The sequence below is a fragment of the Aquifex pyrophilus genome (genome assembly GCF_054656935.1).
Genome location: NZ_BAAHXJ010000005.1, coordinates 281,177 through 297,817, shown reverse-complemented (window position 1 = coordinate 297,817; position 16,641 = coordinate 281,177). Strand labels below are relative to the sequence as shown.

The 16,641-nt window shown below is 47.0% G+C and carries 18 protein-coding genes; 9 read left to right on the top strand and 9 right to left on the bottom strand.

Annotation, left to right across the window (positions count from 1 at the left end; translation table 11 throughout):
* Positions 1 to 9: 9 nt before the first annotated feature.
* From ACYQZ0_RS05195 to ACYQZ0_RS05170, 6 genes are read left to right on the top strand one after another with little or no spacing between them, the layout of a single operon-like run.
* Entirely contained in the window at positions 10 to 723 is a 714-nt protein-coding gene (locus tag ACYQZ0_RS05195; protein ID WP_459775539.1) for an SIR2 family NAD-dependent protein deacylase, read from the top strand.
* Positions 707 to 1,198 (top strand): KdsC family phosphatase, encoded by a 492-nt coding sequence (locus tag ACYQZ0_RS05190; RefSeq protein WP_459775538.1) that lies wholly within the window; start codon positions 707 to 709, stop codon positions 1,196 to 1,198. The genes ACYQZ0_RS05195 and ACYQZ0_RS05190 overlap by 17 nt, the downstream gene beginning before the upstream one ends.
* The gene (locus ACYQZ0_RS05185) at positions 1,191 to 1,688 is read left to right on the top strand and encodes a hypothetical protein (protein WP_459775537.1); all 498 of its coding nucleotides are present in this window, start codon (positions 1,191 to 1,193) and stop codon (positions 1,686 to 1,688) included. Before ACYQZ0_RS05190 ends, ACYQZ0_RS05185 begins: the two co-directional genes overlap by 8 nt.
* Complete coding sequence (locus ACYQZ0_RS05180) at positions 1,657 to 2,091, top strand: LptA/OstA family protein (protein ID WP_459775536.1); 435 nt, start codon at positions 1,657 to 1,659, stop codon at positions 2,089 to 2,091. Before ACYQZ0_RS05185 ends, ACYQZ0_RS05180 begins: the two co-directional genes overlap by 32 nt.
* On the top strand, positions 2,088 to 2,366 hold the full coding sequence (locus ACYQZ0_RS05175; RefSeq protein ID WP_459775535.1) for an HU family DNA-binding protein: 279 nt from the start codon (positions 2,088 to 2,090) through the stop codon (positions 2,364 to 2,366). The genes ACYQZ0_RS05180 and ACYQZ0_RS05175 overlap by 4 nt, the downstream gene beginning before the upstream one ends.
* An 11-nt stretch (positions 2,367 to 2,377) precedes the next feature.
* Complete coding sequence (locus ACYQZ0_RS05170) at positions 2,378 to 3,409, top strand: geranylgeranyl reductase family protein (protein WP_459775534.1); 1,032 nt, start codon at positions 2,378 to 2,380, stop codon at positions 3,407 to 3,409.
* On the opposite strand, the gene ACYQZ0_RS05165 is transcribed toward ACYQZ0_RS05170, so the two are convergent.
* Genes ACYQZ0_RS05165 through ACYQZ0_RS05130 form a run of 8 tightly spaced genes read right to left on the bottom strand, consistent with a single transcriptional unit; the run spans position 3,406 to position 10,614 of the window.
* On the bottom strand, positions 3,406 to 4,284 hold the full coding sequence (locus ACYQZ0_RS05165) for a hypothetical protein (RefSeq protein ID WP_459775533.1): 879 nt from the start codon (positions 4,282 to 4,284) through the stop codon (positions 3,406 to 3,408). The two genes, ACYQZ0_RS05170 and ACYQZ0_RS05165, sit on opposite strands and share 4 nt — an antisense overlap.
* On the bottom strand, positions 4,281 to 6,593 hold the full coding sequence (locus ACYQZ0_RS05160) for a DNA gyrase/topoisomerase IV subunit A (RefSeq protein WP_459775532.1): 2,313 nt from the start codon (positions 6,591 to 6,593) through the stop codon (positions 4,281 to 4,283). Before ACYQZ0_RS05160 ends, ACYQZ0_RS05165 begins: the two co-directional genes overlap by 4 nt.
* Before the next feature lie 50 nt (positions 6,594 to 6,643).
* Positions 6,644 to 7,432 (bottom strand): tryptophan synthase subunit alpha, encoded by a 789-nt coding sequence (gene trpA / locus ACYQZ0_RS05155; RefSeq protein WP_459775531.1) that lies wholly within the window; start codon positions 7,430 to 7,432, stop codon positions 6,644 to 6,646.
* Positions 7,420 to 7,818, bottom strand: a complete 399-nt coding sequence (locus ACYQZ0_RS05150; protein ID WP_459775530.1) for an OsmC family protein — start codon at positions 7,816 to 7,818, stop codon at positions 7,420 to 7,422. The genes trpA and ACYQZ0_RS05150 overlap by 13 nt, the downstream gene beginning before the upstream one ends.
* A gap of 36 nt (positions 7,819 to 7,854) precedes the next feature.
* Complete coding sequence (locus tag ACYQZ0_RS05145; RefSeq protein ID WP_459775529.1) at positions 7,855 to 8,169, bottom strand: c-type cytochrome; 315 nt, start codon at positions 8,167 to 8,169, stop codon at positions 7,855 to 7,857.
* Positions 8,170 to 8,200: 31 nt separating this feature from the next.
* Positions 8,201 to 9,022 (bottom strand): enoyl-ACP reductase FabI, encoded by an 822-nt coding sequence (locus ACYQZ0_RS05140; RefSeq protein WP_459775528.1) that lies wholly within the window; start codon positions 9,020 to 9,022, stop codon positions 8,201 to 8,203.
* Between the two features lie 12 nt (positions 9,023 to 9,034).
* Complete coding sequence (locus ACYQZ0_RS05135; RefSeq protein WP_459775527.1) at positions 9,035 to 9,808, bottom strand: TIGR04219 family outer membrane beta-barrel protein; 774 nt, start codon at positions 9,806 to 9,808, stop codon at positions 9,035 to 9,037.
* A gap of 11 nt (positions 9,809 to 9,819) precedes the next feature.
* Complete coding sequence (locus tag ACYQZ0_RS05130; RefSeq protein ID WP_459775526.1) at positions 9,820 to 10,614, bottom strand: 2-amino-3,7-dideoxy-D-threo-hept-6-ulosonate synthase; 795 nt, start codon at positions 10,612 to 10,614, stop codon at positions 9,820 to 9,822.
* Between the two features lie 42 nt (positions 10,615 to 10,656).
* On the opposite strand from ACYQZ0_RS05130, the gene fabD reads away from it, so the two are divergent.
* Genes fabD through rsmI form a run of 3 tightly spaced genes read left to right on the top strand, consistent with a single transcriptional unit; the run spans position 10,657 to position 13,113 of the window.
* On the top strand, positions 10,657 to 11,598 hold the full coding sequence (fabD, locus tag ACYQZ0_RS05125) for an ACP S-malonyltransferase (protein WP_459775525.1): 942 nt from the start codon (positions 10,657 to 10,659) through the stop codon (positions 11,596 to 11,598).
* Complete coding sequence (locus ACYQZ0_RS05120) at positions 11,595 to 12,452, top strand: damage-control phosphatase ARMT1 family protein (RefSeq protein ID WP_459775524.1); 858 nt, start codon at positions 11,595 to 11,597, stop codon at positions 12,450 to 12,452. Before fabD ends, ACYQZ0_RS05120 begins: the two co-directional genes overlap by 4 nt.
* Positions 12,445 to 13,113: a 16S rRNA (cytidine(1402)-2'-O)-methyltransferase gene (gene rsmI, locus ACYQZ0_RS05115; RefSeq protein ID WP_459775523.1), complete on the top strand. Its 669-nt coding sequence runs from the start codon at positions 12,445 to 12,447 to the stop codon at positions 13,111 to 13,113. The genes ACYQZ0_RS05120 and rsmI overlap by 8 nt, the downstream gene beginning before the upstream one ends.
* On the opposite strand, the gene dnaE is transcribed toward rsmI, so the two are convergent.
* On the bottom strand, positions 13,110 to 16,601 hold the full coding sequence (dnaE, locus tag ACYQZ0_RS05110) for a DNA polymerase III subunit alpha (RefSeq protein ID WP_459775522.1): 3,492 nt from the start codon (positions 16,599 to 16,601) through the stop codon (positions 13,110 to 13,112). The genes rsmI and dnaE overlap by 4 nt on opposite strands.
* Between the last annotated feature and the right edge of the window lie 40 nt (positions 16,602 to 16,641).

The window sequence follows — 16,641 nt, the reverse complement described above, 5'->3', positions numbered from 1 at the left end:
TATAACCTTATGGCGGTTAAGATAGTTGCCCTCACGGGAGCGGGCATCTCGGCGGAAAGCGGTATCCCGACCTTCAGGGGAAAAGACGGACTCTGGAACAGGTTCAGACCCGAGGAGCTCGCAACACCCGAGGCCTTTTTCAGAAACCCGAAGCTGGTTTGGGAGTGGTACGACTGGAGAAGACAGCTCATAGCGAAGGCCGAACCCAACGAAGGCCACAAAATTCTCGCAAAGATGGAAAAAGAGTTCCCCGAGTTTTATTTAATTACTCAGAACGTTGACGGGCTTCACCAGAGGGCGGGTTCGGAAAAGGTTATAGAACTTCACGGGAATATATGGAAGGTGAGATGTGTAGAGTGTGGAAGGAAGAACTACGACTACAGAACACCCCTTCCCGAGATACCCCCGAAGTGCGAGTGCGGAGGTCTTTTGAGGCCGGGAGTTGTATGGTTCGGGGAAAGCCTCCCTATGGATGCCTTAAGCAGGGCCTACGAGCTCTCAAGGGAATCCCACGTTTTTATAGTTGTGGGAACTTCCGGTGTAGTTTATCCCGCAGCGGAGCTTCCTTATGTTGCAAAGGAGAGCGGTGCGGAGGTAATAGAGGTTAATCCCGAAGAAACACCAATCTCCCGCATAGCGGACGAGGTTTTCAGGGAGAAGGCAAGTACCGGACTCAAAAAGGTTTACGAATACGTGAGGGAAAGATATGGCTCTGAGAGATAGGGTGAGGAAGTTAAAGCTAATAATAACGGATATAGACGGCGTTTTCACGGACGGAAGCCTTTACTACACAGAAAAGGGAGAAAGTATAAAGGTTTTCAACGTTCTTGACGGACTCGGTATAAAGATGCTCCAGAGTATGGGGCTTGAGATTGGAGTTATAAGCGGGAGGGATTCATCTCCACTGATTGTAAGGTTGAGGGAACTCGGAATTGATGAGATATTCACGGGAAAACACTCAAAGCTTGAGATTTACCAGGAGATAATAAGGAGGAAGGGCCTTAAAGACGAAGAGATATGCTTTATAGGGGATGACGTTGTGGATATTCCAGTTATGGAAAGGGTGGGTTTCCCCGTAGCGGTAAGAAATGCGGTTGACGAAGTAAAAAGGATAGCCCTTTACATAACGAATGCGGAAGGGGGAAGGGGTGCGGTGAGGGAAGTAGCGGAGCTCATAAAACTTCTGAAAGATGCTTAAAGGATTTCTTCTAATAATTTTCTTCCTTTCGGGAGTCCTTTTTTCCGAGCTTTACGTGAAGGAATATTTATCCCTTGAGGAATACAATTTGGTAAGAAGTAAGGTTGAGGATGTTCACATAAAGGTCTTCACAGGTGAGGGGAAGGTATGGGATGTAAGAGGTAAGGAGCTCCTTTACGAAAGGGGCGTAGCAATCGTAAAAAAGAGTGTTATAAGGGGAGGTGGATACACGATAAAGGCGGAAAGACTTTACCTGAACAGGAGGAAAAAGAAAGGAAAACTTGAGGGAAACGTTGAGATATTCGGGGAAGATATGTACCTCAGGACGAGAACCGCCTACGTTGATTTTAAGGAAAACAGAGCTTGGGGATACGATGAGATAATACTGAGAAAGGAAAAAAACGTAATAAGGGGAAAGGGCTTCAAAATATCTTTTAAACCTTTTAAGGTAATAATAGATGAAGTTAAGAGCATTCATTCTTACCCTTAGTCTTGTCGGGCTTGCTTTTTCTCAGGCCATCACGGGAGAGGCGGACAGCCTCGTTTACACCCAAGATAGACTCATATACAGGGGAAACGTGAAGTTAATAAAGGACTCCTCCGTTCTGAATGCGGAAGAGGTTATTATTTACCTCAACAAACAAGGGAAACCTGTGAAAATCGTTGCGAAGGGAAAGGTGAGCATAGTGGAAGGAAACCGTAAATCCTTTGCGGATTACCTGGAGTATGACCTTACGAAGGAAGTCATTTACATGAGGGGAAATGCTAAAATAGTTGAGGGTAAAAGAATTCTTGAGGCGGACGAGATATACCTATACAGGAAGGAGAAAAAGCTTGTAGCAAAGGGAAAGAAAAGGAGAGTGAGGAGCGTTTTTGTGGAGGAAAAGAAGTGAATAAATCGGAGATTGCGAAAGAACTTTCAAAAAGAAAGGGGATACCCCTCAGGAAGGCAATGATTATAGTAAACGAGGTCTTTGAAATTATAAAAGAGGAAGTTCTGAAAGGAGAAAGTGTTGAGATAAGGGGTCTCGGAACTTTTAAGTTAAAGAGAAAGCCTGGAAGGTTCGTGAAAAATCCAAAGCTCGGAATAGAGGTTTACGTAAAGGAGAGATACATTCCCACCTTTAAGGTTGCGAAATCTTTAAGAAAAAAGATTAACGGGAAGTAGATTAAAGAACTATGAAATACGACGTCTTGGTAGTGGGAGCCGGACCGGGCGGTTCAACCGCAGCTTACAGGCTTGCCCAGGGTGGTGCAAAGGTCCTTCTGGTTGATACCCGTAAAGAGATTGGGTATCCCGTTCAGTGTGCTGAATTTGTCCCCGTTCAGCTCAGCTATAAATTCCCCGAGTTCTTTACTAAAGAAACGATAGCCCAAAAGGTTAAGGATATGGTTCACTACACCCCTTGGGGTGAAGTTGTAAGTATGTATTCCGAGGGATTTATTCTCCACAGGGAAAGGTGGGACAGGAGAATAGCCCAGCTCGCACGGGAAAAGGGAGCGGAGCTAAAGCTCAAAACGAAGTTCCTCGGATTTGAGGACGGATATGCGGTATTGAAGGATATGAGAACCGAAGAAGTAATGAAAATAAAGGCGGATTTCGTCATAGGGGCTGACGGGGCACGTTCAAAGGTTGCAAAGGAAACGGGAAGGTTTACGAGGGATTTCCTCATAACCGCTCAATACACCTTAAAGCTAAAAAAACCCCTTGAGGACCTTCTAATCTTCTTCAGGGATTACATACCCGGCGGATACGGCTGGATATTCCCGAAGGGAGAACTCGCGAACGTCGGGGTTGGGGTTGATCTTCACTATAAACTTAACGTTCTTGAGGTTCTGGATAGGTTTGTCAGGGAAATGGAAAAGTTTGTATATATAGATAAAATTTTTGGAAGAACGGGAGGCTTCATACCCGGAGAGGGGATAATAGAACCCTTCAGGGGAAGGGTTATGCTCGTTGGTGATGCGGGGGGATTTTGCCATCCCATAACCGGCGGAGGTATAGCGAACGCGGTTCTAACGGGAGATATGGCGGCGAGAAGCATACTTGAGGGCGAGCCGGAGGAGTATGAAGAGGAAGCCCTTGATACCTTCGGTTCTTCCATAAACAGGGCTGCGAAAAAGAGAAAGGAGCTTATGAAGGAATGGGACAGGCTTGAGTGGCGCATCCCGAGAACCTGGATAGCCTTTGAGGAGTATTACAAGGATTAGAACTCTTTCTTAAATAAGCTGTATGCCTTTACCTCTTCTTCCTTTGCATCTACGGTTATTCTTAAGCTTCCTGCCTTTTCCTCGCTTCCCCATTCTCTGAACCTCTTTCCTTGCCTGAAAATAGGACTTATCTCTTTCCACGCAAACAGCTCCCTATTAAAGAAGGCAACAGCGGTATAAACGTCGTGGAGGCTTTTTTCCCTCCTTACATTCTTTAAATACTTTTTCAGAATATTTATATAAATCTCCTGGGGTTTTGTGCTCGGGGAAATATCGGGAATGTCCTCCTCTTTCACAAGTATGAGGTGGTTCACGTTCTTTGAGACCATATATGTGGGAATGTCAAGCTCCTGTCTGAGAAGGAAGAACTCATCGGAAGCTTTTATGTCCTTGTTAAGGTTAAAGGTGGGTGTGAAAACTTTCTTTCCGAATTTCTTATTTACCCTTCGGGTTATGTTGAATCCGGCAAATCCTCCCTGAAAGAATATTTCCTTCGGGATAATTCCTTTCTTCAGTAGGAATACCGCAAAGTTGAGGCTTCCCCCCACTATTAGTGTAAACTCCTTACCTTCAAGAAGTTCAAGGGTTTCCTCCCTCGGAGGAAGAATTATTTCTTTCCTCTCAAGACCTTCAAAGAAGGTGTAGTAATACTCGGGAATCTCGTTCTCCTGAGATTCTAAATTCCTTGAAAAGAGGGGAATATCCTCTTCAGCTATCTTGAGAATATACTCAACGTAAGTATTCTGGAGACGTGTTCCCCTGTCAATCTCAACACCGAGGAGGTTTATCCTCCCTTTTCTGTGGTAATGGAGCAAAAAAAGAAGGAGAAGGGTATCGTCTATGTCCCAGGTTTCTATTGAGAGGAATAGGTTCACCTGCTTGCCTTTATCACTACCTTTATTATCTCGTCCTCTCCAAGCTTCCATCTCGTTCTGGGAACGCTTTTCTTGGTAGATAGGGGAATATCATTCTGGGAAATCCTGTCGTAAAAGGCCTTACCCTCCTTCGTCGTTATAAGAAGCTCAACCTCTTCCTTTATAGGTATTAAATCTACAAGCTTATCCTTCGTTCCCGATACCTCTGTTCCCTTTACTCCCCTGTTCGTTTTGGGAATTTCCTTTTCGGATATCTTTTTTACCTTCCCCTTTGCGGTTATTACCAGAAGGAAAGGCTCTCCGCTCCATACCCTCAATCCCGAAACCTCGTCTCCCTTTTCAAGCTTTATGCCCTGAACGCCTCTCGCTCCCGGCGTTGACGGAGGAACTTCTCTGACTCCGAACCTCGCAACCCTACCCTTTGCGGTAAACATAAGGAGGTCCGTCTCGTCTATTGAGCGTGCAAGGGAAACGACTTCATCTCCTTCCGTGAGTTTTATTATGGGCATTCCCTGAGCCTTATACTCAAAGTCTGCGAGGGGTATCTTCTTAACGTATCCCTTCTTGGTTGCAAGGAGAAGCCTGTCCGCAAACTGCTCCCTTATGAATGCACCTATTACCCTTTCCTCCCTTCCCCTCAGGGATACCTTGCTTCCCTGGAGTGCCTGAGAGCCCGCAACCCAGTAAACCCTTCCTCTGTTTGATACGAGGAACAGGCCTTCCGTGAAGGGAACCCTCAGTATATTAACCACCGGCGCATTTTCGGGAGGAAAGTTCTCAACGGGAATTATGCTTCCGTCCTGAAGTATCGCAACGGTTATAGCTCCTTCTTTTGCTCCCTTCTCCGTTCCCTCTATGTAGGTTCTTCTGTTGTCCCCGAACTTCTTTATGAGCTCCTTCGTTTCTTCAATAAACACCTTTATCCGTTCCTCTTCGCTCTTTACGAGCTTTCTGTAATACTCTATCTTTTCCCTTAACTCCTTTTCTTCCTGGAGGAGCTTTTCCCTCTCAAGGGATGTGAGCCTCTGGAGTCTGAGGTCAAGGATTGCGTTAGCCTGTCTTTCGGAAAATCCGAACTCCTCCATAAGGAAACTCCTCGCTTCCGCGACATCCTTTGAGTTTCTTATGCGTTCTATTATGTCGTCTATGAAGTTTACCGCCCTCAGAAGTCCCTCAACTATGTGGAGCCTATCCTGAGCCTTTCTTAAAAAGTATTTTGAGCGTCTCAGTATAACATCAAGCCTGTGCCTTATGAATTCCCTCAAGAGGGTTTTTATATCAACGAGCTTGGGTTCCTTATCTATAAGAACCACGAGGTTTACGGGAAAGCCCTTTTTAAGGGGAGTGTATTTGTAGAGTTTTTCAAGAACCTGTTCCCCCTTTGCATCCCTCTTCAGCTCAATAACTATCCTTATACCTTCCTTGTCCGTCTCGTCCCTTATGTCCGATATCTCCTTTATCCTTCCGTTCCTTACGTTGTCCGCAATCTTCTTTATAAGCTCCGCTTTATTGACCTGGTAGGGAATCTCGGTTATCACTATCCTCTCCCTTCCCCCCTGAACCTTCTCAACGTGTGCCTTCCCCTTTACCTGTATTATTCCCCTTCCCGTTTTGTAGGCTTCCTTAACCTGTTCCCAGCTCTCTATTACACCTCCCGTGGGAAAGTCGGGTCCCTTCAGGATTTCCATTATTTCTTCAATCTCCGTTTCGGGATTTTTAGCGAGCTTTATGAGCGCCTCCCCGACTTCCCTCAAGTTGTGGGGAGGGATTGATGTTGCGAGTCCAACCGCTATACCGCTCGTCCCGTTGCAAAGTAGGTTTGGAAACTTTGAGGGGAGAACCTCCGGTTCCATGAGGGTGTCGTCAAAGTTGGGAACGAAGTCAACGGTTTCCTTATCTATATCAAGGAGCATCTCAACCGCCACGGGGGATAGCTTTGCTTCGGTATAACGCATCTGGGCGGGAGGGTCCCCGTCAACGGAGCCGAAGTTTCCCTGCCCTATGATGAGGGGATACCTCATAGTAAAGTCCTGTGCCATTCTCACGAGAGCGTCGTAAACAGCCTGGTCTCCGTGGGGGTGATACTTACCGAGAACCTCCCCTACAACTCTCGCACTCTTTTTAAAGGGCTTATCGGGTGTTAAGCCCATCTCATACATTGAGTAGAGAATTCTCCTCTGAACGGGTTTTAGCCCGTCCCTTACGTCGGGAATTGCCCTCCCGACTATAACGGACATAGCGTAATCTATATAAGCCTGCTTTACCTCTTCCTCTATGGGAACTTCAACGACTTTGGGGCTTTGTTCCATAAGAAAAGATTATAACACTCAAACTCAGGTTTTATAAGTGTCTCACAGAACTAACTTTTTAAAGCTTCCTTTAATTCCCTTACCAGCTCTTCTATCTCACTTATCCTTTTGCTTCCCGCAAGCTTAACGAGGGCACTTCCGACCACAACACCTTCGGAGAACTCCCCTATCCTCTTTGCATGCTCCCCTTTTGAAACACCGAAACCCACAACAACAGGTTTATCGCAAACACTTTTGTAGAGCTCAACCTTTTCCCTTATCCTCTCGTAGGGAAGTTTTTCCCTTGCTCCCGTCGTTCCCGTAACGGAAACGAAGTAAACCATCTCGTCTGCGGATTCACAGATTAACTCAAGTCTTTTTTTTGTACTCGTCGGTGATGCAAGGGGAACAAAGGAAAGACCAAAATTTTTCATAACGCTTTTCAGCTCTCCCGACTCTTCAGGGGGAAGGTCGGGAACTATAAATCCGTCAATCCCGCTCTCCTTTGAGAGCCTGCAGAACTTCTCAAGCCCGATTTTGAATATGGGATTGTAATAGGTCATTAAGAGGAAGGGCTTATCGGGAAACTCCTCCCTCAATGTCCTTGAAAGCTCAAGAACGTCCTTGAACCTTATACCGTTCCTGAGGGCTACCTCGTGGGCTACCTGAATGGTTGGGCCGTCCGCCACGGGGTCCGAGAAGGGAAATCCTATCTCAAGTATATCCGTTCCGTTTTTTAAAACAGCTCTGAAAGCCTTAAGCGATGTTTCGTAATCGGGATAACCGACCATAAGGTAGGAAACGAGAGCTTTATCCTTTTTCTCCTTTAACCTTCCGAAGGTTTCCGTTAATCTTCCCATACCGTCTCCCAGGAGATTTTTAACTTCGTTGAGTTTTTAATCATTGCGAGAACGCTGCAGTACTTTTCCGTGGAAAGCTTTACCGCCTGCTCAAGGGCTTTTTCATCAACCTTTCCGTACGCCACGTATCTTATCTCTATCTCCTCGTATATCCTCGGGTGTTTATCCCTTCTTCTTCCCTTAAGAATTATCTCTATATTTTTTACTTCCTGCCTTTTTTTCTTGAGGATGTGGTAAACGTCAACGCCCGAACACCCGCCGACTGATGCGAGCAAAAGCTCCATGGGCTTTAAAGCTTTCTCCCCCACCTTTATATTTCCCGAGGGGAGAATAGCTTCGTAGGTTCCTTCGTCAAAAAGCTTCAGCTTTACCTCTTTCTCTTCCATATTTATACTTCCCGCCCCGAAGGGCGGGCAATCAGATTACTTGAAGGAAAGCATATACTCCGCAAGAGCCTTTAGCTCTTCGTCGGAAAGTCCCTTAAGCATGGTGAGCTGAGCTTTCATTATAGCGAACTTTGCGGGGTCAACTATAGCAGGAGCTTCACCTTTCAGGAACTTAACGAGCTTATCAACGTCGTTTCCGTAAGCCTGGGCTATCTTCTTGAGGGAAGGTCCTACGGTATCAACGTTGGGCTGGTGACATGATGCACATCCTTTGGACTGGAATATAGCCTTTCCGTCAGCTGCAAATACCGCCCCTGCGAGGAGCACTCCCGCCAGAAGGAGCTTTTTCATGGCAACACCTCCTTAAGGTTTTAAGAATATTTTAATCTTTTCCTTCCCCGAATACTTCCTTCTTAATCTCCTCTTCCCTTCCGAACACGCCCATTATGTGGTATCCGTTGTCAACGTGAACGACCTCACCCGTTATAGCCCTTGCCCAGTCACTGCAGAGAAAAACCGCGGTATCTCCAACGTCCTCTATCGTTATCGGCTTACCGAAAGGGTTTACCTTAGTTGTGTGCTCCATAAGTAGGTGAAAGCCAGTTATGCTGTAAGCTGCAAGGGTTTTCACAGGGCCCGCGGATATCGCGTTTATCCTGTGACCGTATTTAGCTATATCATAGGCGAGATACCTTACCGTGCTCTCAAGGGCGGCCTTGGCTATTCCCATAACGTTGTAGTGGGGAACTACCTTCTCCGCTCCGTAGTAGGAAAGCGTTATTATCGCTCCGTTCCTTCCCTCCATGAGGGGAAGAAGCTCCCTCGTTAGGGCTATCAGGGAGTAAACGGATATATCCATAGCTATCTTAAAACCTTCTCTTGAGGTGTCTATCACACCCCCTTTGAACTCCTCTTTTGGAGCGTAGGCTATTGAGTGGACGATAATATCAAGGCTTCCCCACTTTTCCTCCAAAAATTCCCTAAGGGATTTTATATCCTCGTCGGAGGATACATCGCACTTTGTGACGAGCTCGCTCCCGAACTCCTTTGCTATCTCTCTGACTCTTTTTTCAAGCTTTGTAGTCGCAAAGGTAAAGGCAAGCTCCGCCCCTTCCCTGTGAAAGGACTTAGCAATACCGTAAGCTATACTCCTCTCGTTCGCAACACCCGTAATAAGCGCCTTCTTACCCTCAAGAAGCCCCATCTATCTCCTCCGCTAAAATCCTAATCCTATATTCCCGTAAATACCACCCACCTTTATATCCGCGTTAACATCCCCGACATCCTTCAGCCTAAGTCTCTGGAACCTGTATCCCCCTTCAATGAAAAAGTGTGCAAGTTTAATGTTGAAAAACCTCACTCTAAGACCTGCGGAATACTCATAAAAGTAATCATCTCCCGCCTTTATCCCTTTGAACTCACCAACCAATCCTACGAACTTGAAGGGATAAACACCGATATGCGTATAAATAAGGGGAATGGGAACTGTCTCCGACTTTTCCTCCCTGTAACTTCCTTTGTTTCCCGTTCTTACCTCCGTAGCATTTCCCGATACAGAGGCTTTAAAATCAACTACTTTCACAACCACACCTATCTCGGGGTCAAGAACTTTTGACTTTATAAAGGGAACGTGATAGTAGAGGCCTATGTCGTACTGGTCCGCTTTTACAGACGTATTTATGTCAGCGTTAAACTCGTAATTACCAAACCTTACTTTAGTTACGTTATTGGAGCCGTTGAACTTCATCTTCGTGTATGCGAGGTATATGTTAGGGAGTATAAAGGGAAGCTCAACCTTCACCTTTGCAGTCGGTCTCGTTTTATCCCCCAGTTTAAGGTCCTTTTCAAGGTCAAGGGTAGTTCCCTCATCCGCGGGATACTGGATGTAACCCTTTGGGTCTTGATTCCATACACCTATTGAGGCTTCTCCACCGACGGGGAAGGAAAAAGAAAAGCATGCCAAAGAAAGGGGAATTAATAACTTTTTCATAAAGACCTCCCTCAGGAGAGAATTTTTAGTGCCTCATCCACGCTCTTTCCTTCGTGAACGATAAGGGACATGGCCATGACCATCTTAGTCGGGTCCTTTGCCTGGAATATGTTCCTTCCTATTGAGAGGCCGGAAGCTCCCGCCTGCATTGCTCCGTAAACCATCTCAAGGACTTCCCTTTCGGACTTCATCTTAGGCCCGCCCGCTATCACGACGGGAACGGGGGAGCCCTCAACCGCTAAACGGAAGGTTTCTGGATCTCCCGTGTATGGAACTTTCACTATATCCGCTCCGAGCTCGGCCCCTACTCTCGCACAATGGGCCACAACTTTTGGGTCGTACTGGTTCTCTATCTTTGGTCCCCTTCCGTAAACCATGGCGAGAAGGGGCATCTGCCACTCCTCGCAAACCTTTGATACGTATCCGAAGTCCTTGAGCATCTCCTTTTCGCCTTCCGCACCTATGTTTACGTGTATTGAAACCGCATCCGCCCCGAGCCTTATTGCCTCTTCAACGGTGCAAACGAGAACCTTATCGTTCTTCCTCGGAGAGAGGTCCGTTGACGCTGAGAGGTGGACGATTAATCCTATATCCCTGCCCCTTCCCCTGTGTCCCGCTCTCACCATTCCCTTGTGGAGAACGACTGCATTCGCCCCTCCTTCCGCTACCTTCTCAACCGCTTCCCTTATATTAACTATTCCCTCTATGGGTCCCGAGCTTACTCCGTGGTCCATGGGAACTATAATCGTTTTACGGGTTTCCCTGTTCATTATCCGTTCAAGTCTTATCTCCTTTCCTATGCCCATTCTATACCTCCGTATTTACAAATAGATAGTATACTTTAAACCATGGGTAAGCTGGCTTACGTTTTCCCCGGTCAGGGTTCCCAGTACGTCGGTATGGGATATGAGTTTTATAAAAACTTTCCCGAGACCGCGGACGTCATACACGCCGTTGAACACTCCCTAAGGATGTCCCTTGACGATATCGTTGACGTTATCTTTAAAGGTCCCGAGGATAAATTAAATAAAACCGTTTATACACAGCCCGCCCTTTTTGCGGTTTCTTTCGGTATATATAAAGCTCTTGAGAGCATGGGTTTTCCTAAGCCCGACTTCGTAGCGGGACATTCCCTCGGTGAGTATACCGCCCTCGCAGTTGCGGGTGGCATAGATGTCCAGCTCGGTGCAAGACTCACATACTACAGGGGAAAGTATATGCAGGAAGCGGTCCCCGAAGGAAAGGGTGCAATGGTCGCAATCCTGAAGCTCCCCCCCGAAAAGGTTGAGGAAGCCTGCGAAAAAGCTAAGGAGTACGGAGTGGTTGAGCCCGCAAACTACAACTCACCCACCCAGACCGTAATATCCGGCGAGAAGGAAGCTGTAAACAAAGCCGCGGAGATTGCAAAGGAGATGGGAGGAAGGGCCGTCCCTCTGAAGGTTTCCGTTCCCTCCCACTGCTCCCTGATGAAGCCTGCAGCCGATGCCTTCAGGCTAAAGCTCGCCCAGGCTCCCATTCAGAATATAAAGATTCCTCTCGTTCAGAACTACACAGCAAAGGCCCACACAATGGCCCACGAGATAAGGAATAACCTCTACCACCAGATATTCTCACCCGTCAGGTGGTATCAGAGCGTTCTCTACATGCACGAACAGGGCGTTGACACATTCGTTGAGATAGGTCCCAAAAACGTTCTCTCAAAGCTCATTCAACAAACCGTTCCCAACGTGAGGGTTTTCAACGTTGAGAAGCCCGAAGATGCGGAAGCTGTTCTGAAGGCTTTGAGATGAAGGCTTATCCCGAGTGTATTCCCTGTCTTATAAATCAGGGGCTGAACGCTGTAAGGAAGCTAAATCTCCCAAAAGAGAAGGAGATGGAGATAGCGGTAAGGAGTCTTAAGTTCCTCTCCCAGTTTGAACACTTTGACCGCTCCCCCGCCTATTACGCTTACTTCATCCAGAGGATAGTTAAGGAGATAACGGGGGAGGATGACCCCTTCAGGGAGTATAAGAAACTCGCAAACGAGAAGGCAAAAAGGATTTACGGGGAACTCCTCAAAGAGCTTGAAAGAGCAAAAGACAAGTTATACTTTGCTCTTAAGGTTTCCGCAGCTGGAAACGCCATAGACTTCGCGATAAAGGGAGATTTTGACCCGGAAAGGGAGCTGAAAAAACTCCTTTCAAAGGACTTCCTCGTGAACGATTATGAAATTTTAAGGGAAAAGCTGAGGGAAGCGAGGAGCGTTTTCGTTATAGGGGATAACGCCGGGGAAATTGTTCTTGACAAGATTCTCGTGAGGGTTTTGAAGGAGCTTGGAAAGGAAGTTATTTACGGGGTAAGGGGAAAGCCCATACTGAACGACGCAACCTATGAGGACGCGGTTGAGGTATCAATGACTGAGCTCTGCAAAGTAATAGACAACGGAAACGATAAGGTAGGGACGTGGCTTGAGGAGTGCGGAGAGGAGTTCAAAAAAGTTTTTTACGGCTCGGATATCGTCATAAGCAAGGGGCAGGCAAACTTTGAAACCCTCTCGGATGCGGACAGGGATGTATTCTTCCTTCTCGTTGCGAAGTGCAATCCCATAGGAAATGAGACTGGCGGAAGAAAGGGAGAGCTAATACTAAAGTACAAAGATGGGTAAGCTTTATGTCGTTCCGACACCCATAGGAAACCTGAAGGACATAACCTTAAGGGCTTTGGAGGTGTTGAGAAGCGTTAACTACATAGCCTGTGAGGATACGAGGAGAACCTTAATACTTCTCAACCACTACGGTATAAAGGGGAAAAAACTCATATCCTACTACGAGCCGAAAGAAGAACATAGGATTCCCAAAATTCTTAAGATACTTGAGAAGGAAGACGTTGCCCTCGTGACCGATGCGGGAATGCCCGCCGTTTCAGACCCAGGATACAGACTCATAAGAAGGTGCATAGAAGAAGGAATAGATGTTGAGGTTCTTCCGGGACCCAGCGCTGTTCTTACCGCTCTCGTAGGTTCGGGACTTCCTCCGGATAGGTTTTTATTTCTCGGCTTTCTCCCGAAAAAGGGAACTAAGGGCTTCCTTGAAGAGGTAAAGAGGTGTGAAGATACAACGGTCATACTCTTTGAAAACCCAAACAGGGTTCTTAAAATCCTTGAGTTAATACTGGAAATATTCGGGGACGTTGAGGCATGCGTTGCGAGGGAGCTGACGAAGGTTCACGAGGAGTATATAAGGGGAAGCGTGAGCGAAATTATTGAGGAGATTAAAAGGAGGGAAAAGATAAAAGGGGAGATAGTCATACTCTTTCGTGTTCCTTAAACTTTTAAAACCTTTACGTTCCTCTTCTCAAGCTCCTCAACAAGCTCCGCCGAGGGCTTCACGCTGTAATCGGGAGAGAGCATAAGGTCAACTATCTTGTCCCCGAGGTCAAGGCTAAGGTAAACGAGTTTACCGTTTCGGTCTGCATAGCTCTTAAGGAGTTCCCTTAGCTCCTCAAGAAGGTTTAAGGCCTGTTCGCGGGTTAGGAATAGCTTAAGGGTGTCCGATTCCGTTCTTGTAAACTCCTCGGGGGTGTAAACCTCATCAACGACGAGTTTCTGGGTCTCTGTCTCAAGGTCCTCGTCAACCACTCCGTTTACGACAACAACTCTGTCCTCCTCTATGAGCTCCTTACACTCCTCATACCTGTTCGGGAAAAGGACCGCTTCAATAATGCCCGTCTTATCAACGAGGTTGAATACCGCCATATAATCCCCTTGTTTCGTCTTTTTGACTTTAAGTTCAGTTATGACACCCGCAACGCTCACCCTATCGTCCCTTTCCGCTTCCTCAAGCTCTTCTATGTTTTTTACTTTACCTTTGAGAAGCTTCTCATACTTATCTATAGGGTGTGCGGATATATAAAAGCCGAGAACTTCCTTCTCAAGCTTTAGGGAATCAACCTCCTCAACGTTGCTTTCCTCTTTGGTTGCTCCGAACAGCGTGTTCTGTGCCAGCGCCATGCCCTTCTCGGAGCTTGAGACCTTGGCGAGAAGTTCCGCCCTGCTTTTCTTCGTAAAGTCAAAGGCTCCGGCCTTCACTAGGGCTTCAAGAACCTTCTTGTTTACCTTTCTGTTCTTTACCTTCATAGAGAAGTCCGCAAGACCCTTAAAGTGTTTATACTTCTTCCTTGCCTCAACGATTACCTGAGCAGTTTCCTCCCCGACCCCCTTTATCCTCGCAAGTCCGAACCTCAGTTTATTATCACCTTCTATGGTAAACCCTACATCGCTCTTGTTTATATCCGGCGGGAGAATCTCAAAACCGAAGAGCTTTGCGTCCTTTAGAAGGTTCAGGAACTTGTTGTCATTTTTCTCCGTGGTCAGCTTAACGGCGAAGAACTCCGCAGGGTAGTGGGCCTTAACGTAAGCGGTCCAGTAGGATATATAGCCGTATGCGACGGAGTGAGACTTGTTGAAGGAGTATGAAGCGAACTTTTCTATATCCTCCCAGAGCTTAACTATCTTATCCCTCGGATATCCCCTCTTTACCGCTCCCTCAATAAACTTATCCTTCATCTGTGCCATTAGGTCCGCCTTTTTCTTACCTATAGCCTTTCTGAGGGTGTCCGCCTCTCCGGGTGTAAAGCCGGCAAGTATCTGGGACATCTTCATGACCTGCTCCTGGTAAACTATCACCCCGTAGGTCTCCTTAAGGACGGGCTCAAGCTCGTCAAAGGGGTATGTAACCTCTTCCTGGCCGTGCTTTCTCCTTATGTAGGTATCAACGAGACCGCTCTTTAAGGGACCCGGGCGGTAAAGAGCGAGGACCGCGACTATATCGTCAAAGTGGTCGGGCTTAAGCCTTTTTAGGAGCTCCTTCATTCCCCTGCTCTCAAGCTGGAAAACCCCGGTAGTTTTTCCTTCCTGGAGTAGCTTGTAAACTTTGGGGTCGTCAAGGGGAAGCTTGAGGAAATCTATCTCAACGCCGTGTCTCTTTTTTATGAGCTCTTTCATCAGCTTTAGCTCTGTAAGGGTCTTGAGTCCCAGGAAGTCCATCTTTAGGAGTCCGAGCTCTTCAAGCTGAACCATGTCGTACTGGGTTGCCACCTCTCCTTCCTTGTCGTAGTAGAGGGGAACGAGCTCGCTTAAGGGTCTTGGTGCTATAACGACGCCCGCGGCGTGAAGGGATGTGTGTCTCGTCAGTCCCTCAAGCTTGAGGGCTGTTTCAACGAGCTGTTTTATCTCGGGACTTTCTTCGCACATCTGCCTGAACTTCTGAACGTTGTCCTCTATGTCCGTTCTGTGTCTTCCGTACTTCTCAAGGAGCTCCTCAACGGGAGTTTTATACATCTCTTCAAGGGAGAGCCACGTTCCCTGAACGTCTCCCTGGGGTATGAGTTTTGCGAGCTTGTCCGCGGTTGAGTAGGGAAGTCCCATAGCACGGGCTACGTCCCTAAGGGTTTGTTTTGCTTTCATTACGTTGTAGGTGATTATCTGGGCAACGTTATCCTTTCCGTATTTCTCCCTCACGTACTCAATAACCCTGTCCCTGTTGTCCTGACAGAAGTCAACGTCTATGTCGGGCATGGAAACCCTTTCGGGGTTCAGAAATCTCTCAAATAGAAGGCCGTGCTTTATGGGGTCAACGTCCGTTATGCCTATGGCGTAAGCGACGAGGGAACCTCCCGCACTTCCCCTTCCGGGTCCAACGGGTATATCCTTGCTCTTCGCCCAGTTTATGAAGTCCTGAACGATAAGGAAGTATCCTGCAAAGCCCATTTTGTTTATAACATCAAGCTCATACTCAAGCCTCTCCCAGTATTCTTTTGTATCCTTTGCCTGTCCCTTTGCTATCCTGTGTTTTAATCCCTTTATAGCGAGCTCCCTAAGATACTCCTCAAGTGTTTTGTCCGGGGGAACGTCATACTTGGGAAGGAGGTAAGAGGAGTTCTCAAACAGTTCAAAGCTATCCGCGGTCTTTTCCGCAACCTCCAAGGTGTTGAGGAGTGCCCTCTCCCATCCCTCAAACTTACCCTCAAACTTCTTCCACATATACTCCGCACTCGCGAAGTGAAGGTCCTCGTTTGAGCACTTGAAGTTTCCGGAGGAAAGCTCGTGAACGGTTTTCTTCATCTGGAGGGCCATTAATACCGTGTGGGCGTATCTGTCCTCGGGATTGAGGTAGTGGGCGTCCTGAGTAGCTATCAGTTTTACGTCATACTTTTTCGCAATCTCTATGAGGTTTCTGTTTGCGACATCCTGCTCGGGAATGTTGTTAGCCTGAAGCTCAAGGTAAAGGTCATCCCCGAATATATCCTTAAACTTCTTTACCCATTCCTCAGCCTTCTTTACCTCGTTTATTGAAGCGTAGTAGGTTGGGACTCCTTTCAGGCAGGCGGTAAGGGCTATTAATCCCTCTCCGTATTTCTCAAGGAGTTCGTAGTCTATACGGGGCTTGTAGTAAAAGCCCTCCTTGTATGCGAGCGTTGAGAGCTTCATGAGGTTTTTAAGACCCTTATCGTCCTTCGCTATGAGTATGAGGTGGTGGTTATACCTGTCGGTTATGTTATCCTCGGACGCCTTTCCTCCCCTGTCAAAGCGGGAGCCCGTTGTGAAGTAAGCCTCCATACCTATTATGGGCTTTATCCCTTCCGCTTTAAGGGCTTTGTAGAATTTATAGGAACCGAAGAGGTTTCCGTGGTCCGACATCCCAACCGCTTTAAATCCATACTCCTTAGCCTTCTTTACGAGTTCATCTATCTTTATAGCCCCGTCAAGGAGCGAGAACTGAGTATGTAGGTGAAGGTGAACAAAATCCTTTTTCATAAAAATAGATTTTAATCGTTACCCCTTCAGGAGGTATTTC